Origin of the sequence: Streptomyces sp. NPDC051051, from assembly GCF_040682975.1 — a bacterium.
Lineage (GTDB): Bacteria > Actinomycetota > Actinomycetes > Streptomycetales > Streptomycetaceae > Streptomyces.
Window position 1 is genome coordinate 96556 of record NZ_JBFBCB010000003.1, and the last position, 15427, is coordinate 111982.

Genomic DNA, 15427 nt, shown 5'->3' on the forward strand with positions numbered 1-15427 from the left:
CGACATCTGACCCTAACCCTTCCCCGTGGTCCGTAAAGAGAACGATGCAATAGAGGAGTTATCGCCACGTCCGGAGCATCGCCGACGTGTCGTGCCGTACGAGTGTCACTTCTGCGGTTCCCGTCACCGAGACCGACGCGGGGTGCGTCGCGCCGACCACCGTATCCGCCATGCGCACTTCATGGCGGGATTCCATCTGTTCGGGCCAACTCAGCACTGCGGGAGGCAGCTCGGGATCCGACACCTCCAACCGCCTCAGCGGGACGCGCAGGCCGACGCCGACCGCTTTCAGCGCGGACTCCTTGCGCGTCCAGTAGCGCAGGAAGGCCGCGGTCCGTTCGGCGGGCGGGCGGGCGTGCAGGGCGGCCAGTTCCCTGTCGGTCAGGACACGGGGGGCGACCTTTTCCACATCCGTTCCGGTGCCGTCCTCGACGTCGAGCCCGACATCCGCGCCGTGACAGACGGCGAGCCCGATCACGTCACCGCTGTGCGAGACGGAGAAGCGGACGTCCGGGTGGGCGCCCCCGGCCGGGACGTCGAGCGTGACCTTGCCGTGCGGTCCGCCGCAGCGCGGGCACACGCGTCGCAGGGGCACGTCCGCCGGCGGCAGACCGAGCAGTTCGCCGAGCACCACCCTGCTGACCGCACAACCGGCCAGGAAACGGCGCCTGTTGTCGTGGTCGACCGTCGTCTCGTAGCGGCCGATTTCCACGGGGTCGAGCAGTCCCACCAGACCCGGGTGGGCGTCGGCCAGGCGTGCCCACCACACGTGCACGGGGCGGGACGCGCGGTCCGCCGCCGTCACGCGGTGGCCTTCAGCCGCACTTCCCCGACGAGCCGGAATCCCATGTGCGGCACCTTGAGGATCTGGGCGCCCGAGCCGACCTCCCGGAACCGGGCCCGCAACGCCTCGATCACGTCCTTCGGGTCCTCGCCGGTCAGCCGCAACAGGTCGGGCCGGGAGACGATGACGGCCCGGCGCTCGGCGAGCGCGCGCAGCGCCTTGGCCTCGGCCTCGGCCAACTGCACGGACGCGGACGGCGTGGTGAGGACTCCGGTCTCGTCCAGGTCGAGGACCTGGGCGGACGCGGGGGCGGCGACGTCCCGCAGGTAGGTCAGGAACGACACGAGGCGCTCGACGCCGAGCGGCGCGGCCATGACGAAGCCGGCGCCCGAACGGACCGCCGCCAGCGTGCCCCTGGCGGTCGGCGCCGGCTGCACGAGGACGGCGTAGGCGCCTGCGCGGGTGGTCTCGCGCAGTTCGAGCGGAGCCGAGCCGTCCGCCTCGGCGGCCACGAAGGCGACGAGGAGGTCGTCGGCGACGTGCTCGGCCATCCCCCGCGGGTCTTGCGCCTCGGGCTCCTTCAACGGCAGTCCGGCGCGCTCACAGGCCTCCCGCAAGCGGGCGGCTTCCGGCGCGGCAAGTCCCCGGGTGAGTACGTACATGCTGTTCGAGCCTCTCGTCGCGTGCTGACCACGGAGTGGATCAGGGACCTGTCGCGTGCTCTTCCTGTCGTTCTCTTTCCCATAGTTCCATGATCGGCCCTTGGTCTACACTCCTGCGCATGCCAGAGCGCCCCTCCCCCGCTCCCCTGATGAGGCGCACATCGCGCGCACTCACGGGGGACGACCGGCCGATTCGGCTGCCGCACACCGAGTTCGACGGTGCCGAGGTGCGGTTCCTCGGCGAACTGGTCGATCCGGCCGTCTTCCCCGAGGCGGCCGCGAAACCGTGGTCCGCGTGCGACGGCACCCGGCCGTACCGCTCCTGGCCTTCTCCGGAACGCGAGTTGATCGCCGGCTGGCACGCGGCGGGCCTGGTGGTCGCCGCTCCGCCGCCCCGCGCGCAACCGTCACGCGCCCTGATCTGCCTCTCTCCGCACCCGGACGACGCCCAACTGGCCCTGGGCGCACTGCTCGCCCGGTTCGGCGGCCGGGTGGTGGACGTGTTCTCGCACGAGACCTGGACGCGCCGCCCCTACTACCGGAGCCGTCCCGCGCTGGCCTCGCGCCTGCTGCTGGAGGAGGAGCGGGTGGCGTGCGGGGTGCTCGGCGTGGAGCTGACGGTGCTCGGCCAGGTGGACGCCGCCGACCGGGCCGCCTGGCGGGAGGGCTACTTCCTGGAGCCGCACGCCGTGGACACGGCCCGCGCGGCGGAGCCCGAGCTGTTCGAACGCGTCACCGCCGAACTGGCCGCCGAGGTGGCGGGCGACCACCTGGTGCTCGTTCCGCTGGCCGTGGGCGGGCATGTCGACCACGTCCTCACCCGGCAGGCCGCGCTGGAGCTGATCGCCGGCAAGACGCTGGAGCGCGAAAGGGTGGCGTTCTACGAGGACATGCCGTACTCGTTGTTCGCGGACGCCCCGGCTGAGGCCGGTCGGCTCACGGTCGGCCCCGGACCGACCGGGCCGGTCCCGCTGCTGGTCCCGGCGTCGGAGGCGGCGGTGCGCACCAAGCAGGAGAGCCTGTGGCCCTATCGGCTCCAGGTGCTGGAGGCGGTCTCGAAACGCATCGTCCGCCATGGTCGGCAGTTCGGCACGCCGGGGTGGGCGGAACGCCTGTGGGTGCTGCCGGAATCCGCCGAGGCGTTCGGGGAGTTGGCGGCCACGGCGGCGGCGGAAGCCGCCGTGGCCGGGTGAGGGCGTCGCCACATGCGACTGCACACACGGGAATGGGGCACCGGCGACCGCATCGCCGTCCTCGTCCACGGTCTCATGGCCGACCACCGCACCTGGCGGCAGCTGGTCCCGGTCCTGACCGGGCGCGGGTACCGCGTGCTCGCCGTCGACCTGCGCGGGCACGGGAGCAGCGGCCGGGGAGCGTACGCGCCGCACCTTTTCGCTCAGGACCTGCTGGAAACGCTGCCCCACGGCCCCGAGCTGGCGCTGGGCCATTCGCTCGGAGCACTGGCCCTGGCGCTCGCGGTGCCGGAGCTGCAGCCGGAACGCGCCGTCTATTCGGAGCCGGCCTGGCGGCTCGGCGGCCCGGACGGCACTCTCGACCCGGCCGTCTTCACCCTCTTCAAACGGGCGCCCCAGATGCTGATCAGGAGTCTGCGCCCGGGGTGGGAGGAGCGGGAGGTGGCGGCCGAGCTGGCGGCACTGGACGCCTGGGACGAGATGTCGGCGCTCGCCCTCTCCGCGTACCGTGCCGCCGATCACATGCCGGAGAAACCGTTCGTCCGTTCCCTCGTCCAGGCGGCGGAGCCGAGCACGCTGGTGGACGCGGAGATGCGGGCGGAGCTGACGCGACGGGGGTTCGAGGTGCGGACCGTGCCGGACGCCACGCATGCGATCCACCGGGACGACTTCGACGCGTTCCTCGGGTCGCTGTCGGGGTGGCTGTGAGGGGTACGGGTCAGTGCACCGCGCGCAGCATACGCGTCACGTTGATCCTCGTGGGCGAGAGACCCGCCTCGACACTCTGCATCATCCGTTCGCCGTTCAGGCGGCCGTAGGCGAGCAGGTCGATGTTGGCCAGGCTGTATTCCGGCCAGGTGTGGATGCTCAGGTGCGAGGCGGAAAGCAGGAGGATGGCGGTGACGGCGCCGTTCGGGAAAACGTGGGAGGCCTCACCGAGCACCGTGGCGTTCCCCTTGTCCGCGGCCGTGCGCAGGACCTGGAGGATGCGCTGTTCGTCGGTCAGGATGCTGTGGTCGCTCACCCACACGTCGACCGCGTACGAGCACAGGTCGTCGACGTTTATTCCCTCGGAGGCGGGACTGCTGGAGTTGGTCATGGGGAACCGGGGGGCCACTGGTCGCTCGCCCCCGTCTCCTTTCAGATAGGTACGTGCTGGTCCGCGCGGCCGGGGCGGAGGGCCGACGAGGCCGCTCCACCGACGCCCGGCGCGGCGCAGCGTAGCATCCGGGTGCCCCGGGACCCGCCGACACCCTCCGTCAAGGGGGTGGCGGGAGGTCACGTCGGATCGGCCGGGAACCGCGGACGGCGATGGACAACGAAGGAGCGGAGTTCTTGGAGCGGCAGGGCGTATCGAACCGGGATTTTCTGGCACTCGACTGCATTTCGGCAACCTTCGGCGTCACGGCGGCCTGGCTCGGCCACGATCCGAGCGTTCTGGGAGAGCACTGGGGGTACCACCGCAGGACGGGCACCGTCGACGCCGAATGGCCCGTGGAACAGCTCGGGATCCACCGTCGGACGCCCGAGGAGACCCTGTACGACTGGTACGGCCTGGTCGCCGACCACGTTCACCACGCCGACCCGGTGCGGGCCGAGGAATACATCCGGGCTCAACTGGTGGACGGGAATCCGGTGATCGCCTGGGTGGACACTTTCCACGTCCCCCACAGCTCGTTCCATCGCCAACAGCACCACTCGCACCGGATCGTGATCCGCCCCGGGGAGGGTGACGACAAGGCCGTGGCCGGTTCGTTGCGGATCGTCGACCGCTATCAGGGCTCCCTCTTCGACGGTTTCATGGACAGCGGCACCCTGCTCACCGCCATGTCGTCGGACGCGCTCGGAGAAGCACGAAGAGGCGACCCCGACTGGCGCAACCGCACGGTGGTCGTCAAAGCCGGTACGCCGGATTCCGGACGAGCCCGGGAGACGACGACTCAGGCACGACAGCAGCGGTTCCACTCCGCCGTCGCCCGGAGCGCGCGCTCCTGCGCCGGCACGGACCTGGTGATCGCGTGCGCCGACGAACTGCGCACCACCCCCGACGCCTTCACCTCGCTCAGCCCCGTGGGAACGATCGAGGTCAGCGCCTGGTTCGGTGAACTGGCCAGCCAGCGCGCCCTGAACGCGCGCTTTCTGCGGGCCGCCGCCGAGAGCTGCGCGCTTCCGTCCCTGCACGATCGGGCCGCCGACGCGGAGGCTCTCTCCAAGCGCTGGGAAATGACCCGCAACTATTTCTTCCTGCGCTTCCGGAAGGGATCCACGGCGGTACAGCGCATCGCGGATCTCATCACCGAGACAGCGACCCTGGAAAAGGAATGGCAAGCGAGAACACGGGAATCCCTCGCCACGTCGGGTCGACAGCCGACGGGCCGCACACCGGACGAGCCTGAACCCCTCGGTCCGACCGGAGCGGTTCCGTGAAAAACGCGCCTCGACGCCGTCGGAGCATCCCCGCCCATCGAGTGCTCGCGGACGTCGCGGACGCCGTCAGGCTTCGGGAGGGGCCGCCCGGAGTCCCCCCCGCCTTCGAGGACCGGTCCTGAAGCGAGAGAAAGTACATGCGTAAGCCCGACATCATCGAGGAGCAGTCCGTGAACGGCCTTTCCTACAGCGACTTCGAAACCGCGCTCCGGCAGTCACTGCCGTTCCTCGACGAGGGAACACCCGTCGACGCCAACGCGAGCCTGACGGAACTGGGCCTCGATTCGCTGACCTTGCTCAATCTGGTGGCAGAGATCGAGGACAGGTTCTCCGTGGAACTGCCGGACGAGATGCTGGTCATGGAGACCTTCGCGACGCCGTCCACCTTGTGGAACGGTCTGTTGAAGCTACCCCGCGCATGAGAATCGGCGCCGTGTCGCCGGACGGGGGCCGGTCCCTTCCGTATGGCGACGGGCCTCGGACGAGGGTGGGCGTGCCCCTTTCGCATGGTGAGAGAGGGCGTGCTGAGTAGGAGAACCCCTGTGCGCCGGCGCGCGAGCCGGCAAGCTCCGCGGCATGACGAGTGGCAGAAGGGCTCTGACGCCCTGCATCTCTTCCTGGTCTGGGCGACGATGGCTGCCGCGATGCCGGTGCTGAGCTTTGAACTGCCGGTGACGGCCTGGGGCGGGGGGGGCCGGGGCGACGGTGCCGGTCTTCGCGTTGTCCGTGCCGCTGACGGTGGGCCTGCTGGCCATGGCGGGGACACCGGCGAGGACCGTGGTGCCGCTGTGCGGTTCCGTGCCGCAACGGCTCGGCTGGGCGACCCTGGTTTTCGTCCTCGGCACACCCGGCGTTCTGACGGGCCTGGCCGCCCACGGTGAGGACGTCGACCTGGGAGGTGCCGGTACCCGGATCGCGTCGACAGGGGCGCCGTACGCGGTCGCCGCGGCGTTCTTCGTACCGAACCGGTGGGTACGGCTGGGGGCGGTGGCCGCCTTGGCCGCCGGAGTGGCCTGCGCAGGCTTCGTCGGCCCGGCGCAGTCGCGGCAGCGCCAGCACGCGGCGGAGGTCGCGCGGTACCGGGAGCATCCGGAACTGCTGTACGTGATCGCCACCCCGCCCGGCATGCGAGCAGCCCGTGCCGAGGTCGGCCCCGCCTCCTTCAGCGTCGAGTACCACTCCGTCCGGCAGGACGCGTACGTGGCACTCACGGTGCGCTCGCCGCTCACGCCGGAACTCCGCTGCCCCGAGCTCGTGGACAAGGACCTGACCTGCGCAGTGGACGGGCACGACGAGATGCTCACGGCCCACGGCTCTCGCCGCTGCGCTTCCGTCGGAAAATACCTGGTCAAGACGGCCCGATCCCGTCAAAAAGATGTACAATGAAAGTACCGGGAGCACTTCGCACACCGGCCTTCATGCGGGTGTCGTTTCCGGCGATCACGAAAAACCGGGCTGCCGACGGGCAGCCCGGGGGCAGGTCCGCATCATGACCACCACCCTCGACCGGGCCGCGCCGCGCGACTTCGCCGCAGAGCCCCCGGCACGCTTGTCGCTCACCCCGAAGACCACCCTCGCCGGCCAGCTCGACGGCGCCTGGTGGCCCTATTCGCGCAATCTCGAGGCGGAGCTTCCGCCGCTCGCGGCCGCACTCGACGAAGTCTGGGGACGCATCACACGCGTCACCGTGAACCCCACCCGCTGGCCCGTCATACCGCGCAAGGTGCCTGTGGCCGGGCACGCCGTGCATGTGGGCTGGTTCACCGAACAGCACCCCGACAAGCTGATCCTGCTCTCCTACACTGCAGGCCGCTGGGACCTGCTGGTGATTCCGCCCGAGACGGAGCCCGCCGCCGCGGCCCGCTTGATGGCCGCCGCGGCGATCCCCGGGAGCGTCCTCACCGCCGGAGTCCTGATGGCCGACGAAGCCGCGATCGAGCGCGGCATTCGCGACGCCCTGCGCCGGGAAGCCAGTTGGGAAAGCGAGGGCGGGGCCTGTATGTCCCCCTTCGGGAGCCTCACAGGCCGACGCGCCCTCCCGCTGCCCGGAAACACCTGGAGGTGAGTTTCATGGAAACCCTCGTCCTCATCGCGGCGATCATCCTTGCGATCGGCATCGGGGCACTCCTGATCCACCTGCTCAACGCACAGCACGACGCCCGGATCGCGGCCCACCGCTACAGCGACCCCCTGTCGCGACCTCCCCGTCAGCCGGACGACACCAGTCGTCGGACCCTCCGTACGCACGCCGGCCGGTGAAGAAGCACTTCCGGCCGGGGGGCAGCGGGTGGGGCGTACAGCGCCGCACGGGCCGACTTCTCGCCCGCCGTGAAAAGGGCACGTCGAGCCCGAGGTCTGGGTGATCGACCAGGTCCTCCGACGGAAGTGCCGGGCAGTTCTGGATGTGTGGCCCTCCCTGTTCGCCGACGTTGACCGTGTGCACGTGACATGCGCACAATCCGTGGGCCGCGACGCTCGCCGGCGAACAGGGAGGGCCACCGTGTCCGGAGACCGCGGTCACCGCGACACCCTTGACGCGATCGCGCGAAATCCTGCGGCCCCGGCCGAGGTTCTGACCAGACTGCTGTGCTGGGAGGCGAAAGCGGCGTGGGACGCGATCGCCTGGCGCCCTCTGCCGGACGAGGTGGTCGACGCCGTCGTCACGCATCCCGACCACAGGCTGCGCGCGGTGTTCACCGGGAACGGCGCGGTGACGGCGGAGCAACGCGCACGGCTCGTGGACGATCCCGATCCACGTGTCCGCCACCATCTGGCCATCGGACCCGAATGGTTCCGCAACCCTGCGCAGCCGCTGCCCCTGGCCGCTCAGCAGCGTCTGCTCGCTGATCCGGAACTGCCGGTCTGCCGAAGCGCGGCCTTCTCCCGCCACACCGCACCGAGCCTGGTCGCCGGGCTCGCCGACCACCAGGACGCGGTCCTCCGGCAGGCAGCCTGCCGCGAGTGGGCCCTGCTTTCCGAGGACACGCGAAGCCGTCTGCTCCGCGACGCCGATGACGGCGTCCGCCAGGCGGCCATGATGAGGGCCTGCCGCGATGACGCGGGCTGCACGGACCTCCTTCTCGGCGGGGAGATCAGCGACCTCGGCAGGCGGGAGGTGATCCGGCACGGCGCGATGAGAACGGCGACCGCCGAACAGCTCGCGGCAAGCCCCGCGGTGGAGGACCGCCGGGAGCTTGCGGCCAACCTCAACGTTCCCCTCGACATCGTCAGGACGTTGGCGAACGACGACGCGCACAGCGTCCGGCTGGCGGTCTCGGTACGACCCGAGCTGACGGAGGCCGAACGTACCGCCATCGACGTCACCATCAGCCCGCTGGATCGTTTTGTTCCCGTCGAATGGGTTCGTCTCTGCACCGATCCCGACGTCCTTCGGCGATGCGCCGAGTCGGCCAACATCCTGCTGCGGCGCAGCGCCGCCTGCAGCCGGCACCTGCCCGCCGACGCCGTCGACCTGCTCTCCGGGGACGCCGACCATCCGGTGCGGCTCCTGCTGTGCGAGAACCAGCCGACCGTCGACGGGGAGGTGGTGCTGCAGACGTATCTGGACTGCGATGTCCTCACGAAGGGCGATCTGCTGCACCACCCGAATTTCCCGCGTGCGGGCGGTGGACGACGCTTCGCCGACGACCCGGATCCGGAGAAACGACGGCTGGTGGGGCTCGACCCCGAAGCACCCGTCGACATCGTGGTCCGGTTGCTCGCCGACCCCGACGAGCGTGTACGTGCCATGGCAGCCGAACACCCCGCGCTGCCCGTCGACCTCATCCTCCAGAGCTGCGGGAACGCGGGGACCTCCTCCCCCGCCCTCAGAAACCCTAGCCTTCCCGCGGAAGTCATGCACCGGTACCTCGATGATGCGGGCATCCCGCGCTGACCGCAGGAGCATTCGCCGCCACAGGGCTGCGGCCGCGGGCGACGACGAAACGGCGGTACCCGGAGCACTCGAGGCCGGGGCCACGGCGGGCATGCCGTTCAGCGGCGGTGTGCGCGGCCGGTCTCCCCCAGGTGCTTCAACAGGGCCCCTTGTCCTGTCCCGTTCCGCATACCGGGCCGGGGTCCTCGTAGATGGAGACGAAGAAGACGATGAGGGCCATGAAGAAGATCGCGATGCCGATGCGCCAGAGCAGTTCGCGGCGGTTCCGCGTTCCCCCGCCGTGCCCGTCGTCGCCGCCCTCGTCGCTGCCGCTGTCGCTGTCGCTGCTCATGGTCCCCTCCCCGACGAATACGGCGAGAGGCATACCCCAGCACGTTCGCGGCAATCGGGTTGGCGGCCATCGCGTCGGCGGGCCACCTTCCGGGGCGCGGGACGGCCGACCCCGAGCGGCGGTGGCCGGCGCCGGCCGCCCGCCGCGCCCTCCGAAGCAGTCGTTCAGTAGGGTCTGCGCATGGCGCACAGCGTTCGTCCCCGCCGCTTCGGTCACCCCTCGCAGGCGACGGAACCGGCTGTGCTGACCTCCCTGCACGACCTCTCGGAAGCGACACGATGAATCGACGTACCCGCCTGGCACTCGCGCTGGCGCTGGGCGGACTGCTGTGCGGATGCGCTTCGGCTCCGGACACGGGCTCCCCGGCGGCCGGGGAAAAGCCTTTCTGGCGGGCGGAGTTCGACGGGGCGGCGGCCACCCGTCCGTCGGAAAGGTCGTGGAACACCGACATCGGAAACCGGGACGCCGAGGGGTGGGGCAACAACGAACTGCAGTACTACACGGACGACGTGGCCAACTCCGCCCTCGACGGCGCGGGTCACCTCTCGATCTCGGCGCGGCCGGCGCCCACCGACTCCGAACTCCCCTGCTATACACAAGAGTTCTGCACCTGGACGTCGGCCCGTCTGACCACCGAGGGGAAGGTCGCGCTCACTCACGGACGCGCGGAGGTCCGCGCGAAGCTGCCCACCGGAACAGGACTGCTGCCGGCGATCTGGATGCTGGGCGACAACGGCGTCGAATGGCCCGGGCAGGGTGAGATCGACATCTGCGAGGTGGTGGGCGGGGAACCACGAACGGTGTACGGCACCGCGCACGGGCCGACCTACTTCAACGAGAACGGGATCGGCGGCTCCACCACGCTCCCGGCCGACGCGTCGCGGGCGTTCCACACGTACGCCGTCGACAAGCAGCCGCGCCGCATCACCTGGTCCGTCGACGGGAAGCCGTATTTCACCCTGACTCCGTCGAAGCTGCCCGCACCACGCGACTGGGTCTTCGAACAGGACGTGCACCTGCTGCTCAACGTCGCCGTCGGAGGCGACTGGCCAGGCCCTCCGGACACCTCGACGCCCTCTCCGGCGACGATGACGGTCGACTACGTGCGCTTCTACGGCACCGGCCGGATGTGACCGCCCCCGGCGCCACGCCTCGTGTGCCCGTCGGCCGCCGCCCGCTGCGCATCGCCTCTTCAGCCCTGCGCGCCGCTGCCCGCCTGCGTGCTCTGCCACTGTGTGAGAAGTCGCCGGGTGGAGGCCGCGGTCGGATCGGCGGGACCGAGGGCTCGTTCCATGGCGGCGACGATCGTGGTCATGTCGTCGACGGCCGCGCCGTTGTCGGGGCCGGTGCGGTCGTAGCGCAGGATGGTGAGGGAACTGCGGGCGATCAGGACGAGGTTGTGGTCGGCGCCCAGATGCTCGGTGCCGGTGGCGATGGCGTCCTCGTACGCCGCTTCGGCCTCGTCCGTGCGGCCGTCCTGACCGAGCCACTCGGCGAGGCAGTGACGGGCGGCCAGGGTGTCGGGGTGGCCGGGACCGAGAACCGGCGTGATGTCGTCGACGAGGCGACGTATCGCGGTGAGGCGATCGGGCAGGTTCCCCGTCTCGCCGCGCACCTGCAGGCTCAGCAACCGGGTCGACAGGGTCTCGGGGTGGTCCGGCCCCAGCACACGGGTGAGGTCCGGGAGGACGGATCGCAGGCGGGACAGCGTGAGATCGGGCCGGCCCTGCGGCAGACACGCCACCGCCGACAGGACACGGGCACGCAGAACGGCCGGATCGTCGCCGCCCAGGCGTAACTGCGCCAGGGCCACCGGGAACGGGACCTCGCGATGCGCCGGTCGTACGAGCACCGTGACGGCGCACAGCGCCACGAGCAGGTGCACCCACAGCATCCCGCCGATCGGCACGAAGAGGGCGCCCACACCGGCAAGGAGCAGTCCCCCCAAGGGCCAACGCCATGATTTCGATATTCGCCGCATCCGAGCATCATTGCGCCCCGCCTGCACCGGAAGGAAGCCTTCGAAGCGCTCATGTGGCCCAGGAAAAAGCGTAGTTGGCGCACGGGTGTGATCGGGTGGCCCGCAGCGGCCGGAGGTGGTGGCCCTGCCGGCTGACACCCGGCACTCCCTGCACGCGGTCGACGCGCCGGTGACCATGGGGCCGGCCGCGCGGTCCGCCGAGTCGCGGTCGACCGGTCGCGCATATCGGCGGAACCGGACGGGCGCCCGCTTCGCCGACGAGGGCGGGGCGGGCGCACCGCACTCTCGACCGGTACGCCGAGGCCGCCGTGCCCCGGAGAAGGGCAGGCAGCCGACTCAGGCGCATGTCACTGCGTGACGAGTCGAGTGCCCCTGCGCCAGACGGCACGGATGTCGAGGGTGCGGTCGATGTCGGTGGTGGGGTCCCCGTCCACCAGCAGCAGGTCGGCGCGCAGTCCCTCGGCGATCCGTCCGCGGTCGTTCAGGGAGAAGCGCCGCGCCGGGGTGGCGGTCGCCGCGCGCAGTGCGTCGAGCGGTGACAGCCCGGCCTGGACCAGGTAGCGCATTTCGTGGTGGACACTGGCGCCGTGGGCGACGCCGCCGAGGAAGGGGACGGGCACGGAGGCGTCGCTGCCGACCAGGAGATCGACACCGGCGTCGTGCAGCGCCTTGACGGTGGCGAGGACGTCCTCCAGCTTTCCCTGGGGATAGCGGTCGAAGCTGGCGCGCAGTGTCGTCAGCCAGGCCTCGTCCAGCCGGGAGGCGACCCGGTGGTCGTCCGCCAGGGCCGCCCCGGTGATGCCCGTCATGGAGGCGTTGAGGACCACGCAGGGGACGACGAAGGCGCCGGAGTCGGCGATGAGACCGATGATCTCGTCGGTGTGGGGCCGGTCCATGAAGACGTGGACGAGGCCGTCGATCCCTGCCTCGATCGCCATGCGGGTGGCGTCCAGGGTGAGAGCGTGGGCGACGGTGAGCATTCCGTGCCGTTGCGCCTCGGCGACGCCCGCGTTCAGTGTGGCCTGGTCCAGACAGGGCAGGCCGGGGTGGCCCTCGACCGTACCGTCGTCGACCATGAACTTGATGTAGTCGGAGCCCGACTCCACGAGTTTCGGGATGAACCCGGCCGCCTCCTCGGGGGTGGTGGCGAAGGGCATGACCAAGTCCCCCAGGTCGTCGCGGGCGGGCCCGCCGTCGCCTCCGGGGCGCTTGCCCTCGGGGAAGAGTTCGCTGGGGTGCCCGCCGGGCGGGGTGATGCCGAAGCCCGCCGAACGGACGTCGGCCACCGCGTCGTCGTTCTCGATGTGCGCCCGGCGCGCCTTGGTCAGGGCGCCCTGCATCTCCAGTTCGGTCGTCACCCCGAACCTCAGGGCGAAGGCCAGAGCCTGTTCCGAGGTGTGCGTATGGGCGTCGAACAGGCCGGGCAGCAGTGTGCCGCCCCGTGCGTCGACGACATCCGCCTCGACAGGCACCGCTCCCCCGACGGCCACGACGGTCGGACCCTCGATCAGGACGGTGGTCTCGTCCCGAACCCGCTCTCCGTCGAAGACACGTGCGTGGGTGATGGCGGTGATGGTCATCGATGAGCCTCGCTTCCGTAGGCGGAGACAGGTGTCCGCCACTCGCTCATTTATATGCGCAAGAGCATGCATTTGCAAGGTGCCCTACATATTCCTGTGTCGGTACAGTTGTTTCATGACGAACCACGGGCATCACGACCACCCGAACGACGACGCGGTACTCGACGCCATCGGACCGGCCTTCTCCCGACTCAGGCGCCGCACTCCCTCCTCCGGCAAGGACCTCTCCCGCAACCTGGTGCTCAACGTCGTGTCCGAGCGCCCGGGCGAGACGACCGTGGGCGCGGTCGCCGAGGAGCTGGGCATGGACCAGTCGGTGGCCAGCCGCATGGTGTCCGACTGCATCAAGCAGGGATACCTGCTGCGGGAGGCGTCGCAGCAGGACGGCAGGCGCATCGTCCTGCGACTGACACCTGCCGGCGAGGACCTGCGCGCCCGCTTCGCCGGGGAGCAGCGCCAGGGGTTCGAACGCATCACCGCGGACTGGCCCGCCGAGGAACGGCTCCAGTTCGCCCGCCTGTTGGTCAAGTACGCGGAAGCCGCCACCGCTCTGCGCAAGCGGGAACAGGGCTGACGGCCCGCACGTGGACAGCCCTGGAGGCGGGCGGGGAAGGAGGTGACGAACGCCAAGGGGGGTTGCGCAGCCGTCGAACGGATGGTCGGCGCCACGGATGACACGGGCGCGCGCCAGAGCGACAGCCACGCCCGCCATCTGCAGATCCGCGCCACGGGGCGCCGGAATCCCGCCCGGTCGGCCGTGCCGAGGTCCCCGCGGTCGAGGCCGGGAGGGCCTGGGGGGAACGGGTGATCGTGCACCGTCCGTCCGGCCGATGGCCGACCCCTGACAAGATGGCGGCATGGAACATGTGCTGGGAATCGGTGGGTACTTCATGCGGGCCGCCGACCCGCCGGCCCTGAGTGCCTGGTATCGCGACTGCCTCGGCCTGGACACGGACGAGAACGGCCTGTGGCGTCAGGGAGCCGGGCCGACGGTGTTCGCCACGTTCGCGTCCGAGACCGACTGCTTCGGGTCCCGCGCTCAGCGCACCATGCTCAACTTCCGGGTCCGCGACCTGGATGCGATGCTCGCGCAACTGCGCGCCGGGGGAGCGGACGTCGACGAAGAAACGCAGGACATGGAGGGCGTCGGCCGATTCGGCTGGGTCACCGACCCCGAGGGCAACCGGGTCGAGTTGTGGCAGCCCGCATGATCGCGTCTCCACGCAGCCGGTGACGTGGCGGTCGACCACCAGGCCGTCGAAGACGGCGCTACCCGGCACCAGGGACTCCGCAGGGCTGGTGGCCCTGCGGAGCCCGTGGGGACGACCGGTCTTCACCCGGCCGGAACCGCCGGGAACGGCCCACCGCACCGGTGGGCGCCTTCAGGTGCGGCCGTGGGGCCTCCCGGCCGAGAAGGCGGGAGCCCGGGAGCGGGAGCCGGCGCGGTCAGACGTGTCCGAAGAAGATGCTGCCCGGCGCTTCGGGGTCGTTGGAGAGGAAGTGCTCGCGCATCGCGCGGATGAACTCGTAGCGCGAGATGGCGCCGTCCCCGTCGGTGTCGAGCCGGGTGAACAGGTCCATCGCGTGCGGCGAGTCGTCCTTCCACACGTCCCGCAGGAAGCGGGTGAACTCCTCCTTGGTGATCTCGTTGTCGCCGTCGATGTCGATGACGTCGAAGATCGCGTGGCCGCCGCCCTCGGTGACGTTGAGCCGGCTGGTGTCGATGACGGCGAGCCGGTTGGCCGTGACGAACTGGTCCCTGGTGAGCCGGTCCCCGTCCACGCCGGCGTGGCGCAGCAGCTCCAGCCAGTAGATCTGGCAGAAGGTCTGCAGTGCGCGGGCCCGGCGGTCGTTCTTGTCGAGCCGGTAGGCCTGGAGGTAGCGGTCGGCCAGCTTCTGGTAGTCCGTCCAGTCCAGGTAGCCGTCGTGGTCGGCGTCCATGGTGTCGAAGGTGCGCTCGAGCTTGACGGTCATGACGTCCTGCGCCGCAGCGGTCATGAGGAAAACCCTTCCGTGATCTTGTCTTGCGGGTTCTCCAGGATGAGGGTGAAGATGCCTGATGAAAGAACATTGCGGGCATATGGCACTCGATCCGGTGATCACCCACCTGCACCTGCCGGACGCCTTCGCATCGCTCCCTCCCCTGCCGACCGGTTCGCCGGGAGGCAACGGAGGCGCCGGGCGGCACGGTCGTCGTGTCAGGTCGAGCTGGGCCGGCTGCCGCCCGGCCGGTCACCCTGGGGGGAGACGGTCAGGTAGTCGTAGGTGCCGGTGAGTTCCAGCAGACGCCGCAGTGCCGGTCCGATGTTGTCCAGGTGGAAGCGGACGCCTTCCTGATGGGCGGAACGGTGGATCTGCAGCAGGGTCGACAGCCCCATGGAGTCGACCACCTCCAACTCCCGGCAGTCCAGGCGCAGATCCTCGACGTGCTCACGGTCCAGGATGGTCAGTCTCACCTGGTGGAGCACGTCGCCGCTGGTGTCGTAGTCCAGGTCCCCTTCGAGGGCCAGGCGTACGGTGTGGCGGCCGGTCGGAGAGGAGGGCTCCACGGGGTCTGCGTCGGGTGAGGTAGTC

The 15427-nt window shown here is 70.4% G+C and carries 19 protein-coding genes; 11 read left to right on the forward strand and 8 right to left on the reverse strand.

The window, feature by feature from the left end; genetic code table 11:
* Positions 1–58 precede the first annotated feature (58 nt).
* Both AB0N31_RS03625 and AB0N31_RS03630 read right to left on the reverse strand, forming a co-directional pair.
* On the reverse strand, positions 59–805 hold the full coding sequence (locus AB0N31_RS03625; RefSeq protein WP_366056692.1) for a 4'-phosphopantetheinyl transferase superfamily protein: 747 nt from the start codon (positions 803–805) through the stop codon (positions 59–61).
* Positions 802–1446 (reverse strand): hypothetical protein, encoded by a 645-nt coding sequence (locus AB0N31_RS03630; protein WP_366056693.1) that lies wholly within the window; start codon positions 1444–1446, stop codon positions 802–804. The genes AB0N31_RS03625 and AB0N31_RS03630 overlap by 4 nt, the downstream gene beginning before the upstream one ends.
* Before the next feature lie 119 nt (positions 1447–1565).
* On the opposite strand from AB0N31_RS03630, the gene AB0N31_RS03635 reads away from it, so the two are divergent.
* Together AB0N31_RS03635 and AB0N31_RS03640 are read left to right on the forward strand one after the other, a co-directional pair.
* Positions 1566–2639, forward strand: coding sequence for a PIG-L family deacetylase (locus AB0N31_RS03635; protein WP_366056694.1), 1074 nt, complete (start codon positions 1566–1568; stop codon positions 2637–2639).
* A 12-nt stretch (positions 2640–2651) separates the two neighbouring features.
* Positions 2652–3347 (forward strand): alpha/beta hydrolase, encoded by a 696-nt coding sequence (locus tag AB0N31_RS03640; protein ID WP_366056695.1) that lies wholly within the window; start codon positions 2652–2654, stop codon positions 3345–3347.
* A gap of 10 nt (positions 3348–3357) precedes the next feature.
* Here the strand turns inward: AB0N31_RS03640 and speD are convergent, their stop codons facing one another.
* Positions 3358–3738, reverse strand: coding sequence for an adenosylmethionine decarboxylase (gene speD, locus AB0N31_RS03645; protein ID WP_366056696.1), 381 nt, complete (start codon positions 3736–3738; stop codon positions 3358–3360).
* Between the two features lie 236 nt (positions 3739–3974).
* Between speD and AB0N31_RS03650 the strand changes: the two genes are divergently transcribed.
* From AB0N31_RS03650 to AB0N31_RS03675, 6 genes are all read left to right on the forward strand, one after another.
* Positions 3975–5066, forward strand: a complete 1092-nt coding sequence (locus tag AB0N31_RS03650; RefSeq protein WP_366056697.1) for a BtrH N-terminal domain-containing protein — start codon at positions 3975–3977, stop codon at positions 5064–5066.
* A 137-nt stretch (positions 5067–5203) separates the two neighbouring features.
* On the forward strand, positions 5204–5488 hold the full coding sequence (locus AB0N31_RS03655) for a phosphopantetheine-binding protein (protein WP_366056698.1): 285 nt from the start codon (positions 5204–5206) through the stop codon (positions 5486–5488).
* Positions 5489–5771: 283 nt separating this feature from the next.
* A complete protein-coding gene (locus AB0N31_RS03660; protein WP_366056699.1) occupies positions 5772–6452 on the forward strand; it encodes a hypothetical protein in 681 nt (226 codons plus the stop codon).
* A 103-nt stretch (positions 6453–6555) separates the two neighbouring features.
* Positions 6556–7131 carry a DUF5994 family protein gene (locus AB0N31_RS03665; protein WP_366056700.1) on the forward strand — a complete coding sequence of 192 codons (576 nt, stop codon included), beginning with the start codon at positions 6556–6558 and terminating at the stop codon, positions 7129–7131.
* Between the two features lie 5 nt (positions 7132–7136).
* Complete coding sequence (locus AB0N31_RS03670) at positions 7137–7325, forward strand: hypothetical protein (RefSeq protein ID WP_366056701.1); 189 nt, start codon at positions 7137–7139, stop codon at positions 7323–7325.
* A gap of 241 nt (positions 7326–7566) precedes the next feature.
* A complete protein-coding gene (locus AB0N31_RS03675; protein WP_366056702.1) occupies positions 7567–8961 on the forward strand; it encodes a hypothetical protein in 1395 nt (464 codons plus the stop codon).
* A 136-nt stretch (positions 8962–9097) separates the two neighbouring features.
* On the opposite strand, the gene AB0N31_RS03680 is transcribed toward AB0N31_RS03675, so the two are convergent.
* Entirely contained in the window at positions 9098–9292 is a 195-nt protein-coding gene (locus AB0N31_RS03680) for a hypothetical protein (protein ID WP_366056703.1), read from the reverse strand.
* Positions 9293–9570: 278 nt separating this feature from the next.
* Between AB0N31_RS03680 and AB0N31_RS03685 the strand changes: the two genes are divergently transcribed.
* Positions 9571–10425: a glycoside hydrolase family 16 protein gene (locus tag AB0N31_RS03685; RefSeq protein WP_366056704.1), complete on the forward strand. Its 855-nt coding sequence runs from the start codon at positions 9571–9573 to the stop codon at positions 10423–10425.
* A 59-nt stretch (positions 10426–10484) separates the two neighbouring features.
* On the opposite strand, the gene AB0N31_RS03690 is transcribed toward AB0N31_RS03685, so the two are convergent.
* Both AB0N31_RS03690 and AB0N31_RS03695 read right to left on the reverse strand, forming a co-directional pair.
* Entirely contained in the window at positions 10485–11240 is a 756-nt protein-coding gene (locus AB0N31_RS03690; RefSeq protein ID WP_366056705.1) for a tetratricopeptide repeat protein, read from the reverse strand.
* A gap of 380 nt (positions 11241–11620) precedes the next feature.
* Complete coding sequence (locus tag AB0N31_RS03695) at positions 11621–12853, reverse strand: amidohydrolase family protein (protein WP_366056706.1); 1233 nt, start codon at positions 12851–12853, stop codon at positions 11621–11623.
* Positions 12854–12968: 115 nt separating this feature from the next.
* On the opposite strand from AB0N31_RS03695, the gene AB0N31_RS03700 reads away from it, so the two are divergent.
* The gene (locus AB0N31_RS03700; protein WP_366056707.1) at positions 12969–13427 is read left to right on the forward strand and encodes a MarR family winged helix-turn-helix transcriptional regulator; all 459 of its coding nucleotides are present in this window, start codon (positions 12969–12971) and stop codon (positions 13425–13427) included.
* A 283-nt stretch (positions 13428–13710) separates the two neighbouring features.
* Entirely contained in the window at positions 13711–14064 is a 354-nt protein-coding gene (locus AB0N31_RS03705) for a VOC family protein (protein WP_366056708.1), read from the forward strand.
* A gap of 235 nt (positions 14065–14299) precedes the next feature.
* On the opposite strand, the gene AB0N31_RS03710 is transcribed toward AB0N31_RS03705, so the two are convergent.
* Positions 14300–14851, reverse strand: coding sequence for an EF-hand domain-containing protein (locus AB0N31_RS03710; RefSeq protein ID WP_366056709.1), 552 nt, complete (start codon positions 14849–14851; stop codon positions 14300–14302).
* A gap of 200 nt (positions 14852–15051) precedes the next feature.
* Positions 15052–15402, reverse strand: a complete 351-nt coding sequence (locus tag AB0N31_RS03715) for an STAS domain-containing protein (protein WP_366056710.1) — start codon at positions 15400–15402, stop codon at positions 15052–15054.
* Positions 15403–15427: the final 25 nt, after the last annotated feature.

What these genes read in the sequence shown, in the direction of transcription:
- AB0N31_RS03680 (WP_366056703.1), bottom strand. Translation starts at nt 9,292, where the DNA reads ATGAGCAGCGACAGCGACAGCGGCAGCGACGAGGGCGGCGACGACGGG.
- AB0N31_RS03685 (WP_366056704.1), top strand. Translation starts at nt 9,571, where the DNA reads ATGAATCGACGTACCCGCCTGGCACTCGCGCTGGCGCTGGGCGGACTG.
- speD (WP_366056696.1), bottom strand. Translation starts at nt 3,738, where the DNA reads ATGACCAACTCCAGCAGTCCCGCCTCCGAGGGAATAAACGTCGACGAC.
- AB0N31_RS03670 (WP_366056701.1), top strand. Translation starts at nt 7,137, where the DNA reads ATGGAAACCCTCGTCCTCATCGCGGCGATCATCCTTGCGATCGGCATC.
- AB0N31_RS03705 (WP_366056708.1), top strand. Translation starts at nt 13,711, where the DNA reads ATGGAACATGTGCTGGGAATCGGTGGGTACTTCATGCGGGCCGCCGAC.
- AB0N31_RS03665 (WP_366056700.1), top strand. Translation starts at nt 6,556, where the DNA reads ATGACCACCACCCTCGACCGGGCCGCGCCGCGCGACTTCGCCGCAGAG.
- AB0N31_RS03635 (WP_366056694.1), top strand. Translation starts at nt 1,566, where the DNA reads ATGCCAGAGCGCCCCTCCCCCGCTCCCCTGATGAGGCGCACATCGCGC.
- AB0N31_RS03630 (WP_366056693.1), bottom strand. Translation starts at nt 1,446, where the DNA reads ATGTACGTACTCACCCGGGGACTTGCCGCGCCGGAAGCCGCCCGCTTG.
- AB0N31_RS03700 (WP_366056707.1), top strand. Translation starts at nt 12,969, where the DNA reads ATGACGAACCACGGGCATCACGACCACCCGAACGACGACGCGGTACTC.
- AB0N31_RS03695 (WP_366056706.1), bottom strand. Translation starts at nt 12,853, where the DNA reads ATGACCATCACCGCCATCACCCACGCACGTGTCTTCGACGGAGAGCGG.
- AB0N31_RS03655 (WP_366056698.1), top strand. Translation starts at nt 5,204, where the DNA reads ATGCGTAAGCCCGACATCATCGAGGAGCAGTCCGTGAACGGCCTTTCC.
- AB0N31_RS03640 (WP_366056695.1), top strand. Translation starts at nt 2,652, where the DNA reads ATGCGACTGCACACACGGGAATGGGGCACCGGCGACCGCATCGCCGTC.
- AB0N31_RS03710 (WP_366056709.1), bottom strand. Translation starts at nt 14,851, where the DNA reads ATGACCGCTGCGGCGCAGGACGTCATGACCGTCAAGCTCGAGCGCACC.